The sequence below is a fragment of the Arthrobacter sp. zg-Y20 genome (genome assembly GCF_030142075.1).
Taxonomy (GTDB): Bacteria; Actinomycetota; Actinomycetes; order Actinomycetales; family Micrococcaceae; genus Arthrobacter_B.
The window spans coordinates 3,147,979-3,173,391 of the sequence record NZ_CP126241.1 but is presented as its reverse complement, the minus strand read 5'-3'; the positions used below and the strand labels follow the sequence as shown (position 1 = coordinate 3,173,391).

Sequence of the window (25,413 nt, the reverse complement as noted above, 5' to 3'; positions counted from 1 at the left end):
GGAGGACCTGCATGAACGTAGCGCAGCTGGTGGGCCGGACCTTGGCGGAACTGGGTGCCGGGCACTGCTTCGGCGTGGTGGGGTCGGGAAACTTCACCCTGACAAATTCTCTGCGCGAGCACGGAGTAGCGTTTACCGCCGCACGGCATGAGGGCGGCGCTGCCACCATGGCGGACGCCTATGCCCGCATGTCCGGCCGGGTGGGCCTCGTCTCGGTGCACCAGGGGTGCGGGCTGACAAACGCGGCAACAGGAATAGGCGAGGCGGCCAAGTCCCGGACACCGGTGATCGTGCTGGCTGCCGAGGCCCCGTCCGCGTCCGTGAACTCAAACTTCAGCATGGATCAGGACAGCTTCGCCCGGTCCGTCCTGGCCGTTCCCGAACGGATCCACTCTGCCCGGACCGCAGTCGCGGACACGGTCAGGGCCTATCGCCGGGCAGTTAATGACAGGCGCACGGTTGTGCTGAATCTTCCCCTGGACGTACAGGCCCAAGCAGTGCCGCAAATTCCTTCGCAGCCGGTCCCCGCCCTGCGGCGGCCCGATCCGGTGCGGCCGGGTGCAGGATCTGTTGCCGCGCTCGCAGACCTGCTGGAAAAGGCCCGGCGTCCGGTAATCATTGCCGGCCGGGGAGGCAGAGGGGCACGGAACGAACTGCTGGCGTTGGCCCGCCGCAGCGGTGCCCTGGTGGCTACCTCCGCGGTGGCCAAGGGGCTGTTCAACGCAGACCCGTTCAGCCTGGGCATTTCCGGCGGGTTCGCCTCACCCCTGGCGGCTGAGCTGATCACGGACGCGGATCTGCTGGTCGGTTTCGGCTGCGCCTTGAATATGTGGACCATGCGGCACGGGCATCTTGTGGGCCCCGAAACCGCCGTGGTCCAGGTCGATCTGGAGGACGAAGCGCTCGGCGCCAACCGTCCGATCACCTTGGGAGTGCAGGGCGACGCGGCCGAAACGGCGACGGCGGTACTTGCGGAACTGTCCAGCCGCGGGAACGCGGCGCGCACCGGGTACCGGACCGACGCCGTCCGCCGGCGCATCGCCGCCTCCATCCGGTGGCGGGATGAGCCGCTGGTGGATTCCTCAGCCGGCGGCAGGATCGATCCGCGCGTCCTGACCCGCAGGCTAGACGAGCTGCTGCCGGCAGAACGGATTGTTGCTGTGGACTCCGGCAATTTCATGGGCTATCCAAGCCAGTTCCTCGACGTTCCGGACGAGTTCGGGTTCTGTTTCACGCAGGCGTTCCAGTCCGTTGGCTTAGGCCTGGCCACCGCGATCGGAGCAGCTGTAGCCCGCCCGGACCGTCTCCCGGTCCTCGGGACCGGAGACGGCGGCTTCCACATGGCCCTGGCGGAACTGGAAACCGCCGTGAGGCTCCACCTGCCGTTGGTCTGCGTTGTGTACAACGATGCCGCCTACGGAGCAGAGGTCCATCACTTCGGTGCGGACAATCCGCATGCTGACATGGGCACGGTGGTGTTCCCGGAAACGGACGCGGCAGCCATCGGACGTGGTTTCGGTGCAGACGGGCTCACCGTCCGAAAGGCCGAGGACCTGGAAGCCGTAACTCAGTGGCTGGCATCAGGCCCGCGCCGGCCGCTGGTCATCGACGCCAAAATCACGTCGGACAACGGTGCCTGGTGGCTCGCCGAGGCCTTCAGCAGCCACTAAGCAGCCACTAAGCAGCCACTAAGCAGCCACTGAGCAGCCCGGCCAAAGAGAGCCTGCCAAGAGCCCGGCAAAAGCACAAAGGGAAAGGTCCCGTCTCTTGTAAAGACGGGACCTTTCCCTTGGAGGGGGCGGTTTATACGCCCGAAGCCAGGACTTCCGCAGACCGGGCGGCGTTTGGTGTCCACCGCACGTGCGTCGCAGCGGATTCCGGTTCCAGTTCACGCAGCAGCGACAGCCGGGGCCGGACGGCGTCGGTCCGGGCACTGGGCGGCTTGCGCCGGCCGGCCTTGAACGGCAGGGGCCAATCCGCTCCCGGCCCCCGGTAGTCCTGCTCCGCCGCGGCCTGCAGCGTCCACTGCGGGTTGTACAGGTGGGTGCGGCCCAACGCGCAGAAGTCGGCGCGCCCCGCGAGCAGGATGGAATTCACGTCGTCGTAGGAGGAAACAGCGCCGACGGCGATAACGGCCACGCCGGCAGCAGCTGCCGCCTGGTTGCGGATTTTGTCCGCAAAGGGTGTCTGGTAGCTGCGGCCGAACGCCGGCTTTTCCTCCTTCGAGACCTGGCCGGAGGACACGTCGATTCCGTCTGCCCCGTGGGCGATGAACGCACGCGCGATCTCCACGGCGTCGTCGTCGGTGTTTCCGCCCTCAACCCAATCCGTGGCGGACAGTCGGACGGTGAGCGGGCGCTCGGCCGGCCAGGCCGCCCGGACGGCGTCGAAAACTTCGAGGGGATAGCGCAGCCGGTTCGCCAGGCTGCCGCCGTATTCATCCGTGCGCCGGTTGGAGAGCGGGGAGAGGAAGGAGGACAGAAGGTATCCGTGCGCGGCGTGGAGTTCGAGCAAATCAAAGCCGGCATCGGCAGCACGGCGGGCCGCGTCGGTAAACTCCGCCAAGACCTGCTGCATGTCGGATCGGTCCATTTCCCGCGGCACGTTGCAGTTCTCGCCGTAGGGAAGCGCCGACGGACCCATCACGTCCCAGCCGTCCTCCAGCGGAACATCAATACCCTCCCACATGAGCCGGGTGGACCCCTTGCGTCCGGAGTGCCCGATCTGCGCACCGATCTTGGCCGTGGACTGCTGGTGGACAAAGTCCACGATCCGCCGCCAGCCGGCAGCTTGCTCATCGGAGTACAGGCCGGTGCAGCCCGGGGTGATCCGGCCGACGTCGGACACGCAGACCATCTCGGTCATCACCAGTCCGGCGCCGCCCAGCGCCTTGCTGCCCAGGTGGGTGAGGTGGAAGTCCCCCGGCAGCCCGTCCACCGCCGAATACATGTCCATGGGGGAGACCACTATGCGGTTCTTGAGTTCCAGGCTGCCGATGCGGGCCGGCTGGAACATGGCCGGTGCCACGTCCTGCACGCCGGCGGACTCGGCGAAGGCCTTGTCCGCCAGGGCGGCGAAGCCAGGGTCGCGGAGCTTGAGGTTGTCGTAGGTGATGCGGCGGCTGCGGGTGAGCAGGTTGAAGCAGAACTGCACCGGATCCTGGCCCGCATACTGGCCGATGTTCTCAAACCATTCGAGCGAAGCCTGTGCGGCACGCTGGGTGGATTCCACCACGGGACGCCGCTCCGCCTCATAGGCCGCCAGCGCGGTCTCCACATCGGGATGCTCGTGCAGGCAGGCAGCCAGCGCCAAGGAGTCCTCCATGGCGAGTTTGGTGCCTGAGCCGATCGAGAAATGCGCGGTGTGGGCGGCGTCGCCAAGCAGGACGATGTTCCCGTGCCGCCAGTTTTCGTTGCGCACGGTGGTGAAGTTCAGCCACTTGGAGTTGTTGGACAGAACGCTGTGTCCCTGCAGTTCGTCCCGGAAGATTTCCGTGATCCGGGCGATTGCTGCTTCGTCGCTGACGCCGGGAGGGAACACCTGCCCTTCAGTTTCGTCGAAGCCGGCCGAACGCCATACATCCTCATGCATTTCGACAATGAAGGTGGAGCCCTGGTCCGAATACGGGTAACCGTGGATCTGCATGACGCCGTGCTCGGTGTCCTTGATGAAGAACTTGAAGGCCTCGAACACAAGGTCGGTTCCCAGCCACATGTACTTGGAACGGCGCAGGTCCAGCGACGGTTTGAAGGAATCCGCGTAGGCGCCGCGGATGGCGGAATTGAGGCCGTCGGCGGCGAGGACCAGGTCATGGGTGCGGCTGAGCTCGGCGACGTCGGGGGCCAGCGTGGAGAACCGGACGTCGACGCCGAGGTCTCCGCACCGCTGCTGCAGCAGTTCGAGCAGTTCCTTGCGGCTCATGGCGGCGAAGCCCTGTCCGCCCACGGTGTGCTGCTCACCCCGGAAATGGATGTCGATGTCCGTCCAGCGGGCAAAACGCCGGGACATGGCGGCGGCAATCTCGGTGTCCGCGTTCCCGATGCCGCCAAGGGTCTCGTCGGAGAACACGACGCCGAACCCGAACGTGTCGCTCGCGGCGTTGCGCTCCCACACGGTCACCTCGTGCGCAGGATCCAGCTGCTTCATCAATGCGGCAAAGTAGAGCCCTCCGGGGCCGCCGCCGACAACTGCGATCTTCATGGTGTGTCCTTTCAATACCGGGTGTCCGGTGTGGATCTAGGCCTGGGCCGTTTCAACGATTTCGCGGAGCTTGAAATGCTGGAGCTTGCCGCTGGGGTTCCGGGGCAACTCGTCGACAAACGAAATGGCGCGCGGATACTTGTACGGCGCGATCACCTGTTTGACGAAGTCCTGCAGTTCGACGGCCTTCGCGTCCCCCGGCGGAACGTTCTCCCGCAGCACCACAAAGGCGAGGACTATGGATCCCCGTTCGGGATCGGGGCGGCCGATCACAGCGCTTTCCAGTACGTCGGGGTGCTGGTTCAGGGCGGCCTCAACTTCCGGGGCGCCGATGTTGTAGCCGGAGGAGACAATCATGTCGTCGGACCGGGCCTGGTAGTAGAAGTAGCCGTCGGCGTCCTGGCGGAAGGTATCCCCGGTGACGTTCCAGCCGTTGACCACATAGTTTTCCTGCCGCGGGTCATCCAGGTACCGGCAGCCGGTGGGACCAATGACGGCCAGGCGCCCGATCTCCCCGGGGGCCACTTCCTCGTCATCGGGTCCCAGGATGGTGGCCCGGAAACCGGGCACGGTACGTCCGGTGGCACCCGGGCGGATATCGCTGCCCGCAGCGGAAATGAAGACGTGCAGCATTTCGGTGGAGCCGATTCCGTTGACCAGTTCAAGACCGGTCTCCTTCTTCACTTCCCGCCACGTTGCCTCCGGCAGATGCTCGCCGGCCGAGACGGCCATGCGCAGCGGGCGCAGCAGATCGGCGAGCCCTTCCTTGATGATGGCCCGGTAAGCGGTGGGCGCGGTGAACAGCACGGTGGCACCGGCCTTCCGGCTCAGTTCGGCCAGCTGGGCCGGAGTGGTGCGCTCGGTCAGCAGGGCGCTGGCACCGAACCGGAGCGGAAAAACCACCAGTCCGCCGAGGCCGAAGGTGAAGGCCAGGGGCGGTGAGCCGGCGAAGACATCATCGGCAACCGGCTGCAGGATGTGCCGCGCGAAAGTGTCGGCATTGGCCAGGATGTCGCGGTGGAAGTGCATGGTGATTTTGGGTGTGCCCGTGGTTCCGGAGGTGGGCCCCAGCAAGGCAACATCGTCGGCGGCAGTCTGCACGTTGGTGAAGCTGGCGGGTTTGGCTGCAGACAGGACGGTGAGGTCGCCGTCGTCGTCGCCGCCCACCGGGACCACCGGCACCTCGCCGGCCGCGGTCCTCATGTCCGCCAGGAACCGGTGGTCGCAGAGCACCGCCGTGGGGCGGGTCAGTTCCATCAGTGTGCCGATTTCCCCGGCACGAAGGGCAGGCATGGTGGTCACCACAACGGCGCCCGCCTTCAGTACGCCCAGCCAGCAGGCCACGAGCCACGGGTTGTTGGGCGCGCGCAGCATCACCCGGTTGCCCGGAACAACGCCAAGGTCTTCGGCCAGTACCCGGGCAACCTGGTTGGAACGCTCAAGCAGCAGTCCGTAGCTCCACCGCTCACCGTCCGGGGTCAGCAGCGCGGTGCGGTCGGCGCCCATCGCGGCAGCGGTGTCATCAATCAGTGCTTCAGCAGCGTTGAGCCGGTCGGGGTACTGCAGTTCGGGAAGGGTGAACTCCAGCACCGGCCATTGTTCCCCGGGCGGAAGGTGGTCGCGCGTGAAGGTGTCCTGATGGGCCGAGGGGGATAGTTCCATGGTGCCTCTTTCCGTAGCTGGGCTGGTGTCCCTGGGATGGGTTAGGAGCGGGGACCGCGGATCATGCCCTCCTGGGCCACCGTGGCCAGCAGGGTCCCGTCCCGGGTGAAGAACCGGCCCGCTGCCAGCCCCCGGTTGTTTTGGGAGGAAACGGCGTCCTGGGCGTAGAGCACCCAGTCATCGACCCGGCCGTCACGGTGGAACCACATGGCGTGGTCCAGGCTTGCGGTGGTCAACCCGGGGGTTGCCCAGGCCAGTCCGTGGGCCCGGAGCAGGGGTTCCAGGATGGTGTAGTCACAGACATAGGCCAGGGCCGCACGCTGGATCGCCGGATCATCGGGGAGTTCCGAGAAAGCCTTGACCCACACGGCCTGGTGGGCGGTGACGCCGCTGCCGGTTTCCAGGTACAGCGGTCCCGGAACATGGCGCATGTCGAAGCTGCGGCCGGCCGACCAGTAGCGGGCGTCGTCGCCGTCGTGGCCGTCCAGCACGTCGGCGGCGCTGGCGAGGGACTCAGGATCCACGCCTGCGTACGACGCCGGCAGGTCCGGCTCATACTCCGGGCCGTCTTCGGGCACGTGGAAGGACCCGAGTGCTGCGTAGACCGGCTTTCCGTTCTGGTAGCCCCGCACCTGCCGCGTGGAGTAGCCGCGCCCGTCGCGCAGGAGCTCCACCTCGTACCGGACCGGAATCCCCACATCCACCGGCCGCAGGAAGTAGCTGTGCATGGAGTGCAGCCGGCGGTCCGCGGCGGCTGACTGCATCATGGCCAGCGCACCCTGCGCCACCATGTCCCCGCCGTAGGCCTTGGGCCAGGGAACGTACTGGGGCATGGCGGTGTAGGCCTGGTCAAAGATCTCCGCCACGGTGGGCTTGAGCTCGATGGCCTGCAGGAAGGTGTCCGAGTTCACGAGCGGCGGTATCCGTCCAGCGTTTCGTCCGGCACGTCGTCCAGGTTGACCACAATGTTTTCCGGGGTCCGCGCGGTGAGCCAGACGAGCTCCTCTGTGACCGACATGTTGGCCTCCACATGGGGCATGAAGGGGGGCACGAAGACCCAGTCTCCGGCTTTCATGTCCAGGTACTCGGAGTAGTCCGCACCGAAATAGATGCGTCCGTGGCCGCGGAGGACATAGCCGCCGGTTTCCGCTTCGCCGTGGTGATGCGGGAGCGACCGGTAACCGGGCACATTGGATACCTGCCCGAACCAGATTTTGGTGGCCGGAGTGTGCTGGATGCTTACGCCGGAGACCCGGACGCAGTCCCCGGACTGGGCGGTGTTGGTGTCTTCCTCCCCGGCCCGCGTCACCACGGGCACCACCTGCCCGTCGGGGCCGGCATAAACGGAGTTGTCTCCTTCGACGCTGTACGCGGTCATGATTTTCCTTTCCTGGCACCGTGGGCGCCGGTGGGTGGATGCTCTAGGCGGTGACCCGGGAGGAGACCCGGATGTGGTTTTCCAGCCGGCCGATCCCGCCCACCTCGGTGGTGAGGACATCGCCGTCGGACAGATAGCGGGGAGGATTCATGCCCATGCCCACTCCGCCGGGGGTCCCGGTGAGGACAATGTCGCCCGGACGCAGCTCGGTGAAGGTGGAAATATAGGAGAGCAGGCGGGCGGCGCTGAAGACCAGGCTGGCCGTATTGCCGTGCTGCATGCGCTCGCCGTTGAGGTAGCAGCTGACCTCCACTCCGGCCTCCGGATCCAGTTCGTCGGCGGTGACGAGCATCGGCCCCAGGGGCGTGCTCCGGTCAAAGGCCTTGCCTTGGAACCACTGCAGTGTCCGGTTCTGCCAGTCCCGCATGGAGATATCGTTCGCCGCGGTGTAGCCGGCAATTCCTGCTGCTGCTTCAGCCTCGTCGGCATGGCGGAGGGCGGTTCCCACCACGACGGCGAGTTCGCCCTCCCAATCCACGCTTTCACTGCCGCTGATGTCCAGGTCCGCGAAGGGGTCGGTGAGGGTGTCCGCGAATTTCGCGAAGAGTGTGGGGAACCGGGGAAGCTCCCGGCCCATCTCCAAGATGTGCTCGCTGTAGTTCAGGCCGCAGCAAATGACCTTGGCCGGCACCGGGAGCGGGTTGAGCAGCGTGGTCCCTTCCCGCGGGACGGAACGGGCGACGGCGTCCGATGCGGCGGCCTGCCGGGTTGCCTCTTCGCGCCATTGGTCCTGCTGAAGCAGGGCGCTGAGGTTTGGTGCGTCCAAGGGGAGGTAGCTTCCGTCCGGCAGCACAACGGCCGCGCTTGTGCCGCCCCCGGCGGCTATGGTTGCCAGCTTCATATGCTCTCCCTGCCTGTGTCTTCCCCGGCCGTGGAAGCAGTCCCGAGGAATATGTCGACTTTGTGACTGGCGTCACGTAGGCTCAATGTAGCACGGTGCAAATGGCTTGAACAGAGGCATTTGCACGCAGGAAAGTGATCCGCTCAGGAGGAAAAACCGCAATGCAGAATAAGGTCATCAACCCCTCTTCGCTGCCCAAACCGTCGGGGTATGCGCACGGCGTGCTGTCGGGGAACACGGTCTATCTGGGCGGGCAGACTGCCCTGGATGCAGAGATGCGGATTGTGGAAGGCGGTGTGGTTGCACAGTTCCGGCAGGCCTTCGGCAATGTGCTGACAACGCTGGCCGAGGCGGGCGGTCGTCCCGAGGATCTGGTATCCGTGACCATTTACCTCACGGATGTGGACGACTACATGGCCAACGGCCGCGAAATTGGCCGTATCTGGCGTGAGATGGCGGGGTCGGAGTATCCGGCGATGGCCGGGATCGGTGTCAGCCGGCTGTGGCAGAAGGAAGCGGTCATCGAGATCCAGGGCGTCGCCGTAATCCAGGACCGGGACTAGCCGGGACGAGCCGGAACTAGGGAACGTCGTCGATGACGGCGGTCGCGTGCGCTTCGGCCAGCGGACCCAGAACGGAGTGCAGCCGGGAAAAGAGGTCGTGTGCCTCCAGCGCATTCCAGTCCTTGGAGAGCAGCTCCACCGGCAGCCCCGGGTCCAGGTACGGGAGCCGACGCCATTCGGTGAGCAGTAGCAAGTGGTCCACGAACGCGCGGGCCATGCGGTCCGCAACGGGCTGCCCGCCGTCGAGCCAGCGTTCCAGCAGCGGTTGCTGGAGGCGGATGAACTCGGCGTACTGAAGCTCGAGCGCCGGCAGGTCCCACCACTGCGCCACATTGGCCCGCATGTCACTGCTGCCAACGTGGTCGGCGAGGAAAAACTCCAGGTACTGGCCCATACCGCGGTTTTCGAAGTAGGACAGAACCGAGGGACGCAAATGTCCGGGGGCAATCCATAGCCCCGGGGTGACTGATCCGAAACCCATCCGCACCAGTGAGCTGCGGATCTTGTGCCGGATATTGCGCTGGGATTCAGGGACGGTGAAGGTGGCGAGCAGCCAGGGATCCTCAATGCCGGCGCGGCGGGGATGGAAAATCCTCTCGTCACCTTCGCGGAAGGTGTCCTGCATCCCGGACGACAGGGCGTATCCGCTGCGGCCCTGGACGGTCACACTTTCCAGGACACCCCGCTTCTTCAAGCGTGAGATGGAGGAGCGCACCCCCGCCGGACCGACACCGGCGTCCTGTAGAAGCCGGATGATGGTGGCCACCTGAATGCCTGCTCCCGGGGTCCGGGCATAGAGGCCAAACAGCGTAACGATCAATTGGTGGTGCCGGGGCACCGTGCCTTCCTGCATTTCCGCCGCAGGCGGCACTTCCTTGATCATTCCGTTATGGTACAACGCGCCGGACCTGCGGCTTGACCCCCGGCCGCCGGGCAGCGCAGCATGTACTGCCGGCCCGGAAATCTGCCGCAAACGGCGGGAATCATCCGCGCGCCGCCGTCGTTATACCCAATGCTGGACCGAGAGGGCCGGCAGTTGAGGTAACACGCAGTTGAAGAAACACCGGAAGTACTTGGCAACTGAACACGGGGATGATCGGTTTCGACGATGTTTGTTGAGCCAGGGGAAGCGGGCCGAGAACGCAGAGTTATCTCGTTAACGCTCTCTGCAAAAAAATAAGTGCCAAACCTATGCGCACTGACTTCGCTCTCGCTGCCTAAGCAGCCGGAGTAGTCCGTCAGCCCGGAGTCGCTCTCGCTCCGGATGCTGGCGTCGTTTAGAGGGCCACTGCTGAATACCTCTGCCGTCGGGGTGTTCGGGACTTTATGACGGCTGGGCCCGGATCAGCCACTCGTTTGCAAGATGGCTGGGGCCGAGAAAATCCGACGCATACTGCGCCCGGAGAAGCCCTGACAATACAACACCGGACGGGGGTTCGATTCCCCCCATCTCCACCGTATGTTGCGCCGAGACATCCTTTACGGGTGAGTCGGGTCAACGTTGACACCCCGGTCTTCGGACCGGGGTGTTTTTCTTTGTCCGGCGGCATGCGCTTCCAACGCCGCGTTGAGCGGGCGCTAATCTGGGGGGAAGAAACTCGGTACGCGTGAAGGGACACCCATGCAGGCATTGACCATTACCCCCGGGCAGAAGGATTCGCTGGACCTGGCGGACCTGCCGGAGCCGGAAGCGGCCGAAGGCAGCGTACTGGTGGAAACGCTTGCTGTGGGGCTGTGCGCCACGGACCGGGAAGTGATCGCGGACGAGTTCGGTACTGCTCCCGAGGGCCGGGACTACCTGGTGATGGGCCACGAGAACCTGGGCCGGGTGCTGGAAGCGCCGGAAGGCTCCGGGCTGGCCGCGGGGGACCTGGTGGTGGGGATTGTCCGCCGTCCCTGTGCGGAGAACTGCCGTGCCTGCGCTGCCGGTGAATGGGACATGTGCCATACCGGCAATTACACCGAGCACGGCATCGAAGCCCTGGACGGCTTTGCCCGCGAACGCTGGCGGGGTGAACCGGAGGACATGGTGAAGCTGAAGCCTTCCCTGGAACGCGTGGGCGTGCTGCTGGAACCGGCCACCATCCTCGCCAAGGCATGGGAACAGGTAGACAGGATTGGCAGCCGCGCCTATTTCCGCCCGCACGTGGTTGCCGTAACCGGTGCAGGACCGGTGGGCCTGCTGGCCGCGCTGCTGGGCATCCAGCGCGGAATGGAGGTGCATGTCTTCGACCTGGAAGAAGGCGGACCCAAGGAAGCCCTCACCAAGGAACTCGGTGCCGTATTCCACACCGAGTCCCTCGCCGAATCCGGCGTCAGTGCCGATATCACCATCGAGTGCACCGGTGCTCCCGCCGTGATTCGCGAGGTGTTGCAGAACGGCGCCAAAAACTCCGTCACCTGCCTGACCGGGGTCTCCGAGGAAGGCGGTGAAGAGTCCTTGGACCTGGGGGCGCTGAACCTGTCCCTGGTGATGGACAACCGGGTGGTTTTCGGAACCATCAACGCCAACCGCCGGCACTACCTCAAGGCGGCGGAGGCACTGGCCAAAGCCGACACATCATGGCTGGACAAGATAATTTCCCGCCGAGTTGCGCTGGCCGACTACGAGCAGGCCTTCGAAGACCGCGACGGCGACATCAAGGTGGTGCTGGACCTGGCCTGATCCGTCCGGGAGGGTATTCAGCGGGGCCGGCTTCAGTGGTAGACAGGAAGAACCAGGGCCGCCCGGCGGCCGCGGCAACCCGCATTGGAGGGACGCTGATGACCAAGGAAACCGACCTTCCCATCATGCCCGGCGGTTCGGACGCCGACCGGGCAGATCAGGACATTCCTACCGTTCCGGGCGCCGGTGACGCCGGCCCGGCCGGGGAAATCCACCGCGACGGTTCAGAGGCGGACGGAATGGACCAGGACATGATTCCCGGGGCGGGCGACGCCGGCCCCAGTGGCCCGGTCTATCCCGAGGGGTCCGAGGCCGACATCCTGGAACAGAAGGCGGAGGTCCCGGTGGATGACGACGGCTATCCGCAGGGATCCGAAGAAGACGATTCAAACGAGCGCTAGCGGGGGTCAGGCACCGTCGGGGTAGTACAAGTCGCTTATGCCGTAGGTGGGATCCAACGGGGAGCGTTGCATCTGGTGGTCCGCGGGGTGTTCCAGGCAGCTGGTGCGCAGGAAGACCATGACGAAGTGCTCCGGGTTGGATTGGCCGCGTTCGTAGGTGACCGTGGCGCGAAGGCCTCCGTTGCTCAGCACTATTTCGCGGACAACGCCATCGGTTTCCTCGGAATCTCCGGCCTCGCGGGAGAAGGTCCATCCCTCCTGTTCCAAGGTGGAGACAAGTTGCTCCAGTGCCGCGTTGGCTGCGGTGGCGTCCTGCGGCGTCGCGCTCAGTTCCGACATCCAGCTTGTTTGCTTTTGTTGTTCCTCGATTTCGGGGCGAAGGCAGGAGATTTCCCGCAGTTTGTCGACCGCCAGTTCTGCGGCGCCTCCCGTCCCCTGCTGCAGCAGGGGAACCAGTTTCTCCAGCTCCTGCTGGATGTCCGCGAACTCTTCCGCGGAAAGAGGTGCTGCCGTGGATGTCTCCGTTTCTTGGGATTCTGCCTGCACCGACGGCGCGCATCCTGCGGCAGCGGCGGTGATCAAAAGTGCCAGTATGACGGCGCCGGAGCGGCCGCGGGACCGTGGAGTCAATTCGCTCACTGTTCCAGGCCTTTCACGCCCAGTTTTCCATTCGCATAACTCCGGGTGCTCTTCGCGGTGTCCTCGATATACAGACTCATGCATCAGTCTGAAACTTCATTTCCATCCCCCTGGATCTGACCGAATGACTGCCCCCGAGTATTGCATGAGTCCATTTGTGCGGCCATGAGCCGAAGTGTCCATACCGCCCTGCTGAGGACGCCCCGGATCCGCCTGGAGCCGCAGACCACCGTAGAATGGACGGCGGCAACACGGCCGGAGGAAACAGCAGGAGCGGCGTGAACTTATTCGACCCGGCGGAGGTTTTCGACGCCGTTGACCTCGCCGGAGTGCTGGCCAACGGGGTGTTGGGCGGAGCCGTGGCACGACAGCTGCGGATGGACCCGGTGGGCTTCATTGTGCTGGCCCTTACCTCTGCCCTGGGCGGCGGTGTACTCCGCGATACCTTGCTGCAGGCCGGTACACCCGTGGCCCTGACCAACCCCGCCTACCTGTTCACGGCCATTGCCGGTGCTTTCATCGCGTACGCCATTGAACTCAAGGGCAAATGGGCCAACCGCTTCCTGATTGTGATCGACGCCCTCGCACTTGGCTGCTGGGCAGCAACCGGTACCGCCAAGGCCCTGGCCGTGGACCTGGACTGGCTGCCTGCCATCCTGATCGGCGTCGCGACGGCGGTGGGCGGCGGCATGATCCGCGACATTGTGGTGGGGCGCGTCCCGGCAATCTTCGGCGGCAACACCCTGTATGCCACCGGCGCGCTGGTGGCGGCCGCCGAAATGGTGGTCCTGTACAGCCTGGGAATGCAGAACGTGGGCATGGGCGTGGCCATCGGCACCTGCGCGGTCCTGTGCATCATGGCCCGGCGCCGCGGCTGGCGGCTGCCCGGCCCGGGCGAGTTCACCGTCAAGCTGCCCCGCCGCACCCGCCCGGCCGAGCGGCAGGCAGCAGGTTGGCCGCGGCCCACACTCCGGCGCCCCCGCCTGAGGCCACGGCCCCGCCCTGCATCCGGGGAAGGCGCCGCGGAAGGAACCGGGCACAAGAACCCGGACCAAGATGACACCGGACGCGAATAACTGCGCTTATTTGCGCTAAAACGCTGATTCCGGACGATTTAGTCCCGAAAAAATCCACTTTTGCAGACTCGCTACGCCGGAGTAGCGTGGCCGTTATGACTGCTTACAAAAGCGTAAATCCCGCCACTGGAGAGACCCTCCAGGAATTCCCCGAAGCCACCGATGCTCAGATCAGCCAGGCCGTCACGTCCGCCCACGAGGCGTACCTCGCCTGGCGCAACGAACCGGTAGCGAGCCGGGCAAAGGTTGTTGCCCGGGTTGCCGAACTGTACCGGGAGCGCGCCGACGAACTGGCCGCACTCATTGCCACGGAAATGGGCAAGCCGCTGACCCAGGCGAAGGGCGAGGTAGCCCTCTCCGCGAACATCTACGAGTACTACGCCACCGAGGGCCCCGGCTTTATGGCCGACGAACAGCTGGCACCCAAGGGCGGCGGCACCGCCGTCGTCCGTACCCTGCCGGTCGGCCCCCTGCTGGGGATCATGCCCTGGAACTTCCCCTACTACCAGGTGGCCCGCTTCGCCGGCCCCAACCTGGTGCTGGGCAACACCGTGCTGCTCAAGCATGCCAACAACTGCCCGCAGTCCGCGCTGGCCATGGCACAGATCTTCGCCGACGCCGGCGTGCCCGAAGGTGCCTACATCAACCTGTTTGCCACCAATGAGCAGGCCGCGGACATCATCGCGGACCCGCGCATCCAGGGTGTATCCCTGACCGGCAGCGAACGGGCAGGCGCCGCCGTTGCCGAGGTGGCCGGCCGGAACCTGAAGAAGTACGTGCTGGAACTGGGCGGCAGCGATCCGTTCATTGTCCTGGACAGCCCGGACCTGGATGCCACCGTCAAGGCGGCCGTGGCCGGCCGCATGAACAACGCCGGGCAGGCCTGCAACGCCGCCAAGCGGTTCATTGTGATGGAGGACATCTACGAGGAGTTCGTGGAGAAGTTCACCGCAGGGATGGCGGCCATGGAACCCGGCGACCCGCTGGATCCGGAAACCCGGTTCGGCCCGCTTTCCTCGCAGGCCGCAGCGGACGGGCTGGTGGAACAGATCCGCAACGCCGTTGAGCAGGGGGCAACGCTGCGCACCGGCGGCGGACACATCGACGGCCCCGGCGCTTACGTGCAGCCCACCGTGCTCACCGACGTCACCCCGGACATGCGGGCCTTCTCCGAGGAGCTGTTCGGACCGGCCGCCGTCATCTACAAGGTGGCCAGCGCGGATGAGGCCGTGGAGCTGGCCAACAACTCACCGTTCGGCCTGGGCGGCACCGTCTTCAGCGCCGATGAGGACAAGGCACTGGAGGTGGCGGACCAGCTGGAAAGCGGCATGGTCTGGATCAACGGCACCGCCAGCACTCAGCCTGACCTGCCCTTCGGCGGCGTCAAGCGGTCCGGCGTCGGCCGCGAGCTGGGCCGCTACGGCATGGACGAGTTCGTCAACAAGAAGCTGGTCCGCACCCCGGCCAAGCGCTGAGGACGGACTAGGCCGCGCGGGTGCTTTCCGGTTCCGCGCTTTCGGGCTCCGGCCGGGAAGCATCCGCGTGGTCGCTGGGTCCGTTGAACACCACGTAGCGGTAGGCGAAGTACCGGAAGATGTTGCCCAGGGCAATGCCCACGATGTTGCCGGAGATGTTGTCCGCGAACTGGCTGCGGTAGCCCAGGACGTAGTGGGAGACGTACAGGCAGCCGGTGGCGATGAACAGGCCCACCAGGTTCGTCAGGCCGAAAAGCAGGGATTCGGTGCGGATGCTGCGGGTCCGCAGCTTGCGGAAAGTGATGTAACGGCTGCCCAGCCAGGAGACGGTGGTCGCTGCCAGGACGGAAATGGTCTTGGCCAGGATGGGGCTGTCCTGGATCAGGGTGGAGGAGAGGATGTTGAACAAGCTCACATCCACCACGAAGGCCACGGCTCCCACAGCCGAGAAGGAGCCGAGGCGGCGGGCGATCACGCGCACCTTGTTGGTTGTAGCCATTACCGAATCCGTTCAACGCGTTCGCACCGGGACGCAGCTTCCTGCCCAAGCCGTGCAATTACGCAGGTGAGGGACTTTTACCTTCGGATGATTGCACACCGTGCATTTGGCCGCAAAATCGGGTCAAACGCAAGCGGAATCAGGGCAGTGTGACCGTAAAGACAGTTCCCTTGCCGGCTTCGCTCTCCATGGCGATGGTGCCCCCGTGCTCCTCCACAATGCGCTTGGTGATGACCAGGCCCAGCCCCACGCCGGGGATCTGTGCGCGGCGGGCGGTGCCGGAGCGGAAGAACTTGGTAAATACCTCCGCCTGCTCGGCTTCAGTCATGCCGATACCGCAGTCGGCCACCTGCAAAATGGTGGCACCCGCGTCAGTGCGCCAGGCGCGGATCGTCACCCGGCCGCCGTCGGGCGAGTACTTGACCGCGTTGGAGAGCAGGTTGTCCAGCACCTGGGAGATGCGTTTGGGATCCACCATGGCCGGCAGGGACTCCGGGACCTGGGCGATCAGCTCGACGGCGTTGATCTCGGCCCGCGGCTCGGCGGAAGTGATGCAGGAGCGGATCAGTTCGCTAAGGTCGGTGACTTCCTGCTCCACGCTGGTGGACCCCGCAGCGGCGGAAAGCAGGTCGGAAACCAGATGCAGGAGCTTCTCCGAGTTCCGCTGAGCGACCTTAAGGGAGGACGCCACATAGGACGGAATGGAATCTTCTTCGTCCAGCGCCAGCTCCAGGTAACCCATGATCGAAGTCAGCGGGGTACGCAGCTCGTGTGAAACGTTGGCCACGAAGTCGTCCTTGGCGGCCACGGCGTTGACCAGCCCGGTGACATCGCTGTAGGCGATCACCGAGCCCCGGAACGCGTCGTCGTCGCCCTTCATGGACCGGGCAGATACGCTCAGGGCCTTCTGCTCCTCGCCCTCGCCGTACCAGACCAGCTGGTCCGAGAAGGACTGTCCGCGGCCCGCGCGCTGCACGGGACGCTGCTCCAGCGGGACCGGCGTAGAGCGGTCGGGGCCGAAAATCAGCATTTCGCCCTCGGTGGGACGCTTGGTGAAGTAGGGGGCGGCCAAACGCTCATGCAGGCGCTGGCGCGAGTTGGTCAGGATCCGCCGTCCGTCCTCGTCAATAACCACCACACCCACCCGGACCGTGTCCAGGATGGTCTCCAGCATGGATTCCTTGCGCAGGCTCTCCAGCAGCGAAGCCTGCAGCACCCCGTCCTTTTCCTGCAGCACCACGGCCTGGGCGGTGAGGCTCGCTTCCGCCGCAGCACGGGCAGACTCGGCGTCCTCAGCCGTGCGCAGCGCCGAGATCAGGTCCCGTTCGTACAACCGGCGCTCGTGCGCGTAAAACGCGACAATCTGGTCAAGGGCGGGCCGGTCGCCGGCTGCCGGCGTGCGGGTGGCGGAAAGCAGCACCGGAATGCGCTGGCCTGCGGGTCCCATGAGGTCGACGGCGAGTTCGGCGAACGCCTTATTCATTCCCAGCTGGGGCATGGCATGGGTGGTGTAGACAATCCGGTCACCCACCGGCAGCAGCTTCAGCAGGCTGGTGCCGCGCAGCTCTTCAATGGATTTACCGATCCATTTGAGCACCATGGCGTTGGCGGACACCACGGTGCCGTCTTCCAGGGTGAGGATGTGCCCGGCGGGTGCGTTGTTGAACAGTTCCTCGTAGTCGAGCGGGAAAAGCCGGTCCACCGCGGGCTACTTTGGCTGCTGCAGGAAGTCGAGGATGATGTCTGCGGTCTCGTCGGGGGCGCTGACGTGGGGAAGGTGCCCGGTGGCCTTCATCTGCACCAGGGTGCTCTGCGGCATCCCGTCACGGAGGTACCGGCCTACGTGCTCGGGGCAGAGCAGGTCCGAGGAGGCCTGCATGATCAGGGCCGGAACGGCAACCCGGGCCAGGAGGTGGCGGACGTCGGAGAGGAACGCCACCCGGGCGAACTGGCGGGCGATGGTCGGGTTCACCCGGCAGAAGCTGCCCTCCAGCTTGGCGCCGAGGGCGGGAGTTTCCGGGTTGCCCATAATGACCGGCGCCATGTTTGCCGCCCAGACCAGGTAGTTGGTGTCCAGGGACTCCAGCAGATCATCGAGGTCGGCCCGGCTGAAGCCGCCTTCATAGCCGTCCTCCGGGTGGTCCATGTAACTGGGGGACGGGGCCACGAGAATGACCCGGCCCAGCCGTGCGGGTGCTGCGGCGGCGGCAGCAATAGCCATCATGGCGCTTACGCTGTGGCCGATAAACGTGACGTCCTGCAGGTCCAGTTCCTCGCACAGTTCCAGGACGTCATCCACATAGCCGTTCAGGCTGGAGTACTTGGCCGGAGAGTAAGCAGCGGCATCGGAATTGCCGGCGCCCACGTGGTCGAAGACAACCACTTTGTACTCATCCGTGAAGCGGGGAAGAACGCCCTCCCACATGCCCTGGTCGCAGCCGAATCCGTGGGCGAAAAGCAGTACCGGGCCGTCGGCGCGTCCCAGCACTCGAACATTGTTCCGAGTGCGGATATCAGTTGTCATGTGCGTTTGCGCCTGCTTTTCTTCTGATGCAATGTCCGCCCCTGCCCCACAGCGGATTCAACTGCACACTTTACAGGTTCCCGGCAGCTCTAGACGCCATATTGGTTCCGTTCGGAAATGCGTTTAGCGTGCGGCTCCGCCGGGGATTTCCGATCTTCAGGCCACTGGTTATCCGCGGCTTCCCGGGCAACCCGGATGGTGGCTATCCATCCCCACACGCTGGTGGTTTTTCCGACGTAGCCGTGCCCGTACCAGCGTTCCTGCCCGGCGTCGTTGGGCTGAGCATCCCCGGTCACCTGCAGGCTTCCACCACCTGCAAACATGCCCAAGCGCCCGACGGCGACTGTACGGGAACAATGTCGCCCACCTCGAGCGCGGTGGCGGTGTGCAGGGAAAAGGGAAAGGTCCGGGCCGGCATGCTGCCATGGTGGCACGGAGGTGCGTAATTCGAATTGCGCAAAACACGGGAATTCCTGTTTTTGGTACTGGAGGCAGGCGGCCTCAATTGCTGCTGCGATCCTGCTCCTTAGCCCACGGCAAAGCGGAGTTCGGCCGCTCCGCCGTTGAACTGGGTGGTGGCCACCAGGTGCATGGGCGGGGTGGGTCCGTCCACCGGCAGCAGCCGCCGGCCGGTGCCCAGGGCAACGGGCATGTAGGTCACCCACAGTTCGTCCAGCAGCCCGGCGTCGGCAAACTGGGCCGCCACATTGCCGCCGCCCACCAGCCAGACGTCGCGTTCACCGGCAGCATCCCGGGCTGCGGCAAGCACCTCGCGCACGTCGCCGGACGCGAACCGCACGTCGGCCTGCGGGGGAGCGGACTCTTCCCGGCTGGTGAGCACCCAGCACGGCTGCCGGTAGGACCAGTTGTCCGGTTCCTCCGTGCGCAGCCAGCGGTAGGTTTCCCCGCCCATCACCACCGCCCCCACGCCGGCAATGAACCGGTCATAGTGCGCCTGGAACGCTTCGAAACCGAACTGCAGCAGCCAGTCCAGGCTGTTGTCCTCGGTAGCGATGAAGCCATCCAGGGACGAGGCGACGTAATAGATGACCTTGGGCATGCCGAAAGACTACCGGCGCCCCCGCAGTGCCGGGCAGTGGACGGTCCCAAACGGTAGCCCCGGGCACCGGATTGCGCCCGCCTTCCGGCGCGCTCCGCCAGCTTCTGGGATAGGTTGGGAAGCACGCACCATAAGCAGCCTGACTATTTTGGATCCGGCCGGCGGACGGCACCGGGCGGGACGCGGAAGGAAGAACATATGAGCGAGCGGCTCGTAGCTGACCTGATTGTCGACCGGTTGAAGGCCTGGGACGTCCAGCGGGTGTTCGGGTACAGCGGAGACGGCATCAACACCGTGCTGGGAGCCATGCGCCGCAGCGGGGACCCCGAGTTCATCCAGGTCCGGCATGAGGAAAACGCCGCCTTTATGGCCGTGGGGCACGCCAAGTACACCGGCGGCGTGGGCGTGGTGATGTCCACCCAGGGGCCGGGGGCCGTCCATCTGCTCAACGGACTGTACGACGCCCGGCTGGACGGGGTGCCCGTAGTGGCCATTGTCGGCCAGCAGTCCCGCAGCGTCCTGGGATCCTCCTACATGCAGGAGGTGGACCTGATGAACCTGACCCGGGACGTGGCCTCGGCCTTCCGGCAGCAGATCAATTCCCCCGAACAGGTTCCGCTGGTGCTGGACCGCGCCTTCAAGAAGGCCCTGGCCACCGGCACCCCCGCCGTCGTCATCATTCCGCATGACGTGCAGCAGGCGCCGGCGCCGGAACTGGAGCAGGAGCACGGCATCCTGGACACCGTCCCGGTGTTCCGCCCGGCCCGCATCCAGCCGCTCGAAGCGGATGTGCGCGCCGCCGCGGACCTGATCAATGCTGGAGAAAAGGTGGCGCTGCTGGTGGGGCAGGGCGCCCGGCATGCCCGCGCCCAGGTGGCTGCCCTGGCCGAAAAGATAGGCGCCGGCATCACCACCAGCCTGCTGGGCAAGCCGTACGTGGATGAAACCGCGCCGCTGGCTGCCGGCACCATGGGCCATCTGGGCACCGCCTCCGCAGGGTACGTGCTGAACAACTGCGACACGCTGCTGATCATCGGCTCCAATGACCCGTGGACCGAGTTCTATCCGACGCCCGGATCCGCCCGCGCCGTGCAGATTGACCGGGACGCCTCGGCCATCGGCAACCGGTATCCGGTGGAGGTAGGCATCACCGGAGACGCCGGTCCAACACTGGATGCCCTGCTTCCGCTGCTGGACGCCAAACCCGACGCACCGTGGCGCGGCAAGGTGGAGGAAAGCGTACGCCGCTGGCACGAACTGGCCCGCGTCCGCGCCATGACCGAAGCGGACCCAGTGAACCCCGAACGTGTGGTCTATGAGCTGAACCGGCGGCTGCCGGCCAACGCGCAGGTGGCGGTCGACGTCGGCAGTTCGGTCTACTGGTACGCCCGGCACCTGCAGCTTCCCGAAGGCGTGCCGGCGCACCTCTCCAGCACCTTGGCAAGCATGGGCTGTGCGGTGCCATACGGCCTGGCCGCCAAGCTCGCTGCCCCGGACCGTCCCGTGGTGGCGCTCTCCGGTGACGGTGCCATGCAGATGGCCGGGGTGGCCGAACTGATCACCCTGAGCAGGCTATGGCAGAAGTGGGAGGACCCGCGGTTTGTCATCTGCGTGCTGAACAACCGGGAGCTGGCCGAGGTGACCTGGGAGCAGCGTGAAATGGAGGGCGACCCGCGGTTTGAGGACAGCCAGTCGCTGCCGGACTTCAAATACGCCGAATACGCGAAGCTGCTCGGCCTGGAAAGCATCCGGGTCGAGGATCCGGAACTGCTGGGAGAAGCCTGGGACGTGGCGCTCGCGGCCGAGCGGCCGTTCCTGATCGAGGTTGTCACCGATCCAGCCGTGCCGCTGCTGCCGCCCTTCCCGGCCGGTGCGGCGCAGGCGGAAACCATGAAGGACGGACTGGACCAGGAAGGCGCCGCCGGTGAACACTCCCGCCGGATGCTGGAAATCTACCTGGCCCAGGAAGAGGGCTTGTACGGGGACCTCTGAGGCCCGGCGCTGAGCCCGTTGCGGCGAAGGCCCCGCGCTCCGCCCGGCGCTCCGCCCGTTGCTGAGCCCGTTGCTGCGAAGGCCCCGATAACGGAACGGGCGCACCCGGCCGGGTGCGCCCGTTCCTCCTTTCGGCGGACCGGACCTGCCTTCGAGGGGGCTAGGAGCGGGTCGGCGCGCCGAGTTCCACGGGTTCTTCGTCATTGAGGTAGGCGGATTCGGAGTGGGCAATCAGGTCAATGCCCTTGAGCTCGCTCTCCTCCGGGATGCGCAGGCCTATGGTCAGCTGCAGCACCTTGGCAATAAGCCACGTGACCGCGAACGAATAGGCCAGCACCGCGAGGCAGGCCACGGCCTGGATGCCCAGGAGCGAGAAACCGCCGCCGTAGAATAGGCCGCTGACCCCGTTGGGGGCGGCGTCCGTGGCGAACAGGCCGATCAGCAGGGTGCCGAGCAGGCCGCCGACAGCGTGGACACCCACCACGTCCAGGGAGTCGTCAAAGCCGAGCCGGAACTTCAGCTCGATGGCCAGCGAGCAGACCAGTCCCGCAATAGCGCCGATGGCCACGGCGCCCAGCGGGCTGACCGCGCCGCAGGCCGGGGTGATGGCCACCAGTGCTGAGATCAGGCCCGACGCCGCGCCCAGGCTGGAGGACCGGCCCAGCCGCATGCGTTCCATCAGGGCCCAGCCGAGCAGTCCCGCGGCAGCCGCGACGGCAGTATTAAGGAATACAACCGCGGCGGAATGTCCGGCGCTTAGGGCGGATCCGGCGTTGAAGCCGTACCAGCCGATCCACAGCAGGCTGGCCCCCAACAGGATCAGCGGGCGGCTGTGCGGCTGGCCATGGCTGTGCGGCCAGCCCTTGCTGCGGCCCAGGACCAGGGCCAGGGCCAGGGCGGCCACCCCGGCGTTCAGGTGCACGGCGGTGCCGCCGGCAAAGTCGATGGCGCCCAGCTGGTTGGCGATCCAGCCGCCCACCACGGTGCCGTCCTCGTTGTCGAAGGCGAAGACCCAGTGCGCGAGGGGGAAGTAAACCAATGTGGCCCATAGTCCGGCAAAGACCATCCACGCACCGAACTTCATCCGGCCGGCGGCGGAACCGGCCACCAGGGCGGTGGTGACGCAGGCGAACATCAGCTGGAAGGCGGCAAACAGCGCCAGGGGAATGGACGCTGCCGGGTCCTCGGTGAGCAGCGCGGAAAGGCCGAAGAACTCTGCCGGGTTACCCAGCAGGCCCAGGCCCCCGAGCGAATCGCCAAACGCTGCGGAATACCCGTACAGCACCCATAGGACGGCCACCAGGCTGGCTCCGCCGAAGCACATCATCATCATGTTCAGGATCCGCCGTGAACCCACCATGCCGCCGTAGAAAAAGGCGATCCCGGGGATCATCAGGCAGACCAGTGCCGAACTGGCCAGCAGCCAGGCCGTGTTTCCAGAGTCCATGGAGGTACTCCCGTTCGGGTCGGGGGCCCGGGTCTGCATGGGCGCTGCGTCAACAGGGCCGGGCAACAGCCGGGCGGGGGATGATGGACGGATCAGCCCCCCGGTACTGACCGGCGCCCCCGGTGGATGCGGGGCACTGATTCCATGGTGGTGCCGGGATGTTACGAACGGGAGCGCCGCCGGGTTAGCGCTGTGTTAACGCTGGCTGGGCACCTGCTGGGAGCTTGCTGAACGTCAGGCGTTGCGGGGCATGCCGCGGCCGAAGGTGAAGGCCCGGACAATCTGGATGATGCCCAGCACCACCAGGAAGATCCCTCCGTAGATCACCAGGACAGCCAGGGATTCCACCGGGATAAAGAGGACCACAATACCGGCGAGGATGCTCAGGACACCGAGCACAATGGCGAACCAGCGGGAGCCTCCGCGGTCGGACTCGGCCAGGCTCATAACGCCTTCCACAATCCAGGCAATACCTATGACCAGGGCCAGCGCGGTCAGGGATGCAGCGGGATTGCGGATGGCGATCACACCCACGGCCACCAGGGCCAGCCCCACCAGGATGTTCAGGATCTTCAGCCCCGGGCCCAGTCCGGTGAAGACGCCCAGCAGGATGCGGATGGCGCCGGCCACCACAAAGTAGAGGCCAAAGAGGACGGCCAGGACCTCAAGGGTTGCCCCGGGCCAGAACAGGACCAGCAGGCCCAGGACCACCGAGACCACCCCGATGGTTGCCAGTCCGAGGCGGATCCCGCGGATAGCGGATTTGGCCAGGGTGAGGGCGTCCAACGCGAACCCGCCCTCTTGATGGAAAGCGCTGCCTGATGTGGACATCAAGACCTCCTGAGAGTTTCCCCCAAGCGGCTCCGGCAAATACCGGCCTGTCCAGTATCTGCCGCGGGCCGCGCCTTTCTCTAGGGAAGGCTGTCGGAACCGGTCAGCACGGCCCGGATCATGCCGGCGACGGCGGCCATGCCCTCTTTATTGGGATAGTCAGGACAGGCCCGGTGCCCCTGGCATGCCAAGCAGTTCGCGCACCTGCGCGTCGGTGGTCTGCGGGAAGGAGCGGTAGGCAAGTCCGACGGCAGGCAGTCCGCTGGGCGCCCACGGCACCACGACGTCGTCGGCCCCGAATGCGGGCAGCTCTGCGGCACCGCCGCAGGACATCGGCGCCGCAGCCACCAGCCGGGCAGGGTCCAGCTGCCGCACGGCGCCCAGCGCGGCGCGCATGGTGGCCCCGGTGGCGATGCCGTCATCCACCACAATGACCGTGCTGCCCCGCAGCCGGCGGGGCGGGGCACCCTGCCGGAACAGCTCCTCCCGCCGCCTCACCTCGGCCAGCTGCTCGCCCGAAGCTGCGTCGAACAGCGCCTCGGCCTCCGGATCGCGGGTCCGCCAGTACGCCAGGACATCCTCGTTGCGCACCATGCTGGTCACCCCCGCAATTCCCGCCACCGCTCCGGCCGCCAGCTCCGGCTGCGGCGGATATCCGACCTTGCGCACCACCACCACGTCCAGGGCGGCTCCCAGGCTGCGGGCCACTTCGGCTGCCACCGGGACCCCGCCGCGCGGCAGTCCCAGCACCAGCAGATCCGTGCTGCCCGCATACCCGGCCAGCGCCGCGGCGAGCTGGCGTCCGGCGTCGGCCCGGTCCTGCCAGCCCGGGCGGGGATTGTGCTGCTGAGGGGGATCCGGCATAACCAGCCATTTTCCGGAAAAGGGGATGGTCCTTTCACGCTAGGCGCGGACGCAGCCGGCCGGTAGGGGCCCTCGTTGCCAAAGCCGCGCCGGGCATAGCAAAGTGGCCGGTATGACGCAGACCGCAGTAATTACAGGAGCAACATCGGGTATCGGGGCCGAGTTCGCCCGCCAACTGGCCGAGCGGGGCTACAACCTCGTGCTGACGGGACGGAACACCGAACGGCTGGAGGCCTCCGCCGCTGAACTGGCCCGGCGGTACTCCGTCAAAACCGAGTACCTCGGCGCCGACCTGTCCACCGACGACGGCGTGGCCGCCGTCGCCGCGCGTGTGCGGGAACCGGACGTGCGCGTGCTGGTGAACAACGCCGGCTACGGACTGAAGAACGACTTCGCGCACAACAGCCTGGACGCCGAAGTGGACCACCTCAATGTGCTGGTCACCGCACCGCTGAAGCTGAGCCACACCGCGCTGAACAGCATGCAGGCCGGCGGGGGCGGACGAATCATCAACGTGGCCTCGCTGGCCGGCTTCCTGCCGCGGGGAACGTACAGCGCCGCGAAGGCCTGGGTCATCAACTTCAGCCGCTGGGCCAACATTTACTACAAGGACCGCGGAATCACCGTGACGGCGGTATGCCCGGGGTTTGTGCACACCGAATTCCACCAGCGCATGCAGATGGACAAGACGGTCTACCCGGGCTGGATGTGGCTGCAGCCCGAACGCGTGGTGCGGGAGGGGCTGGCCGCAGCCTTTGCCGGCAAGGGAGTGTCGATTCCGTCCAAGCGGTACCGGGCGCTCGCCGCGGTCAGCGGTCTCGCCCCGCAGGGGACGGTGGCCCGGATCGCAGGCCGGGGTCGGTAACGGGAAGCGGACGACGACGCGCGGTGCGGGGCGGCGCGACGGCTGGGGGCTGGGGGTCGGCTGGGCTGGGGGTCGGTTGGTCTGCGAGCCCGAAAAGGCAAAAATTACCGTTTTTCGGCCGGAAATCGGTAATTTTTGCCTTTTCGTTTGGTGGGCCGGTGTTGGGGAAGCGGTTTTCCCACGCGCTGGTGCTGGTGGGACGGGTGTTTCCCCACGCGGCGCAGCAGTAACACTTCGTGGGAAATTGGATGCGGCAGGAAAGGCGGGGCGGGACACCCACCCAGACCGGCCAACGCCTGTGACTCGGGACGTCATGCGGGCTGGCCGTTGCCCGGCCACGGGCCTAGGGTGACTGTGCGGTTCCCGGCGGC

23 protein-coding genes and 1 other RNA gene are annotated in these 25,413 nt (G+C 66.1%); 9 read left to right on the top strand and 15 right to left on the bottom strand.

Features of this window, described 5'->3' with window-relative positions; genetic code table 11:
• Positions 1 to 11 precede the first annotated feature (11 nt).
• On the top strand, positions 12 to 1,670 hold the full coding sequence (locus QNO06_RS15180) for a thiamine pyrophosphate-binding protein (protein WP_227911873.1): 1,659 nt from the start codon (positions 12 to 14) through the stop codon (positions 1,668 to 1,670).
• Positions 1,671 to 1,803: 133 nt separating this feature from the next.
• Here QNO06_RS15180 and QNO06_RS15175 read toward each other — a convergent pair whose 3' ends face one another.
• Genes QNO06_RS15175 through QNO06_RS15155 form a run of 5 tightly spaced genes read right to left on the bottom strand, consistent with a single transcriptional unit; the run spans position 1,804 to position 8,141 of the window.
• Positions 1,804 to 4,200, bottom strand: coding sequence for a bifunctional salicylyl-CoA 5-hydroxylase/oxidoreductase (locus QNO06_RS15175; RefSeq protein ID WP_227911872.1), 2,397 nt, complete (start codon positions 4,198 to 4,200; stop codon positions 1,804 to 1,806).
• A gap of 36 nt (positions 4,201 to 4,236) precedes the next feature.
• Positions 4,237 to 5,862, bottom strand: coding sequence for an AMP-binding protein (locus QNO06_RS15170; RefSeq protein WP_227911871.1), 1,626 nt, complete (start codon positions 5,860 to 5,862; stop codon positions 4,237 to 4,239).
• A gap of 41 nt (positions 5,863 to 5,903) precedes the next feature.
• Positions 5,904 to 6,773, bottom strand: a complete 870-nt coding sequence (locus QNO06_RS15165) for an acyl-CoA thioesterase (RefSeq protein ID WP_227911870.1) — start codon at positions 6,771 to 6,773, stop codon at positions 5,904 to 5,906.
• Positions 6,770 to 7,240: a cupin domain-containing protein gene (locus QNO06_RS15160; protein WP_227911869.1), complete on the bottom strand. Its 471-nt coding sequence runs from the start codon at positions 7,238 to 7,240 to the stop codon at positions 6,770 to 6,772. The genes QNO06_RS15165 and QNO06_RS15160 overlap by 4 nt, the downstream gene beginning before the upstream one ends.
• A 43-nt stretch (positions 7,241 to 7,283) precedes the next feature.
• Complete coding sequence (locus QNO06_RS15155; RefSeq protein WP_227911868.1) at positions 7,284 to 8,141, bottom strand: fumarylacetoacetate hydrolase family protein; 858 nt, start codon at positions 8,139 to 8,141, stop codon at positions 7,284 to 7,286.
• 161 nt (positions 8,142 to 8,302) lie between these two features.
• Here QNO06_RS15155 and QNO06_RS15150 point away from each other — a divergent pair, with 161 nt between their 5' ends.
• Positions 8,303 to 8,704 (top strand): RidA family protein, encoded by a 402-nt coding sequence (locus tag QNO06_RS15150; RefSeq protein ID WP_227911867.1) that lies wholly within the window; start codon positions 8,303 to 8,305, stop codon positions 8,702 to 8,704.
• Between the two features lie 16 nt (positions 8,705 to 8,720).
• On the opposite strand, the gene QNO06_RS15145 is transcribed toward QNO06_RS15150, so the two are convergent.
• On the bottom strand, positions 8,721 to 9,587 hold the full coding sequence (locus QNO06_RS15145) for a PaaX family transcriptional regulator (RefSeq protein ID WP_227911866.1): 867 nt from the start codon (positions 9,585 to 9,587) through the stop codon (positions 8,721 to 8,723).
• A 205-nt stretch (positions 9,588 to 9,792) separates the two neighbouring features.
• On the opposite strand from QNO06_RS15145, the gene ssrA reads away from it, so the two are divergent.
• The 3 genes from ssrA (at position 9,793) to QNO06_RS15130 (ending at position 11,770) form a co-directional block, all read left to right on the top strand.
• Positions 9,793 to 10,162: a transfer-messenger RNA gene (gene ssrA, locus QNO06_RS15140) on the top strand.
• Between the two features lie 163 nt (positions 10,163 to 10,325).
• A complete protein-coding gene (locus tag QNO06_RS15135; protein WP_227911865.1) occupies positions 10,326 to 11,369 on the top strand; it encodes a glucose 1-dehydrogenase in 1,044 nt (347 codons plus the stop codon).
• 98 nt (positions 11,370 to 11,467) lie between these two features.
• On the top strand, positions 11,468 to 11,770 hold the full coding sequence (locus QNO06_RS15130; RefSeq protein WP_227911864.1) for a hypothetical protein: 303 nt from the start codon (positions 11,468 to 11,470) through the stop codon (positions 11,768 to 11,770).
• A gap of 6 nt (positions 11,771 to 11,776) precedes the next feature.
• Here the strand turns inward: QNO06_RS15130 and QNO06_RS15125 are convergent, their stop codons facing one another.
• Positions 11,777 to 12,409, bottom strand: a complete 633-nt coding sequence (locus QNO06_RS15125) for a restriction endonuclease subunit S domain-containing protein (RefSeq protein WP_227911863.1) — start codon at positions 12,407 to 12,409, stop codon at positions 11,777 to 11,779.
• Between the two features lie 278 nt (positions 12,410 to 12,687).
• Between QNO06_RS15125 and QNO06_RS15120 the strand changes: the two genes are divergently transcribed.
• Together QNO06_RS15120 and QNO06_RS15115 are read left to right on the top strand one after the other, a co-directional pair.
• A complete protein-coding gene (locus tag QNO06_RS15120; RefSeq protein WP_227911862.1) occupies positions 12,688 to 13,485 on the top strand; it encodes a trimeric intracellular cation channel family protein in 798 nt (265 codons plus the stop codon).
• 95 nt (positions 13,486 to 13,580) lie between these two features.
• Positions 13,581 to 14,960: an NAD-dependent succinate-semialdehyde dehydrogenase gene (locus tag QNO06_RS15115; protein ID WP_227911861.1), complete on the top strand. Its 1,380-nt coding sequence runs from the start codon at positions 13,581 to 13,583 to the stop codon at positions 14,958 to 14,960.
• Between the two features lie 7 nt (positions 14,961 to 14,967).
• Here QNO06_RS15115 and QNO06_RS15110 read toward each other — a convergent pair whose 3' ends face one another.
• From QNO06_RS15110 to QNO06_RS15090, 5 genes are all read right to left on the bottom strand, one after another.
• Positions 14,968 to 15,459 carry a GtrA family protein gene (locus QNO06_RS15110; protein ID WP_227911860.1) on the bottom strand — a complete coding sequence of 164 codons (492 nt, stop codon included), beginning with the start codon at positions 15,457 to 15,459 and terminating at the stop codon, positions 14,968 to 14,970.
• Between the two features lie 139 nt (positions 15,460 to 15,598).
• On the bottom strand, positions 15,599 to 17,161 hold the full coding sequence (locus QNO06_RS15105) for an ATP-binding protein (protein WP_227911859.1): 1,563 nt from the start codon (positions 17,159 to 17,161) through the stop codon (positions 15,599 to 15,601).
• A 6-nt stretch (positions 17,162 to 17,167) separates the two neighbouring features.
• The gene (locus tag QNO06_RS15100; RefSeq protein WP_227911858.1) at positions 17,168 to 17,947 is read right to left on the bottom strand and encodes an alpha/beta fold hydrolase; all 780 of its coding nucleotides are present in this window, start codon (positions 17,945 to 17,947) and stop codon (positions 17,168 to 17,170) included.
• Positions 17,948 to 18,072: 125 nt separating this feature from the next.
• Positions 18,073 to 18,312 carry a hypothetical protein gene (locus QNO06_RS15095; RefSeq protein ID WP_227911857.1) on the bottom strand — a complete coding sequence of 80 codons (240 nt, stop codon included), beginning with the start codon at positions 18,310 to 18,312 and terminating at the stop codon, positions 18,073 to 18,075.
• A 197-nt stretch (positions 18,313 to 18,509) separates the two neighbouring features.
• Complete coding sequence (locus tag QNO06_RS15090; RefSeq protein ID WP_227911856.1) at positions 18,510 to 19,043, bottom strand: dihydrofolate reductase family protein; 534 nt, start codon at positions 19,041 to 19,043, stop codon at positions 18,510 to 18,512.
• Positions 19,044 to 19,241: 198 nt separating this feature from the next.
• On the opposite strand from QNO06_RS15090, the gene QNO06_RS15085 reads away from it, so the two are divergent.
• Positions 19,242 to 21,035: a thiamine pyrophosphate-requiring protein gene (locus QNO06_RS15085; RefSeq protein WP_227911855.1), complete on the top strand. Its 1,794-nt coding sequence runs from the start codon at positions 19,242 to 19,244 to the stop codon at positions 21,033 to 21,035.
• A gap of 160 nt (positions 21,036 to 21,195) precedes the next feature.
• On the opposite strand, the gene QNO06_RS15080 is transcribed toward QNO06_RS15085, so the two are convergent.
• From QNO06_RS15080 to QNO06_RS15070, 3 genes are all read right to left on the bottom strand, one after another.
• Complete coding sequence (locus QNO06_RS15080; protein WP_227911854.1) at positions 21,196 to 22,482, bottom strand: ammonium transporter; 1,287 nt, start codon at positions 22,480 to 22,482, stop codon at positions 21,196 to 21,198.
• 234 nt (positions 22,483 to 22,716) lie between these two features.
• Positions 22,717 to 23,313 (bottom strand): HdeD family acid-resistance protein, encoded by a 597-nt coding sequence (locus QNO06_RS15075; protein WP_227911853.1) that lies wholly within the window; start codon positions 23,311 to 23,313, stop codon positions 22,717 to 22,719.
• Positions 23,314 to 23,472: 159 nt separating this feature from the next.
• Positions 23,473 to 24,177 (bottom strand): phosphoribosyltransferase, encoded by a 705-nt coding sequence (locus tag QNO06_RS15070; protein WP_227911852.1) that lies wholly within the window; start codon positions 24,175 to 24,177, stop codon positions 23,473 to 23,475.
• A 112-nt stretch (positions 24,178 to 24,289) separates the two neighbouring features.
• Between QNO06_RS15070 and QNO06_RS15065 the strand changes: the two genes are divergently transcribed.
• Positions 24,290 to 25,042 (top strand): SDR family NAD(P)-dependent oxidoreductase, encoded by a 753-nt coding sequence (locus QNO06_RS15065; protein WP_227911851.1) that lies wholly within the window; start codon positions 24,290 to 24,292, stop codon positions 25,040 to 25,042.
• Positions 25,043 to 25,413 lie beyond the last annotated feature (371 nt).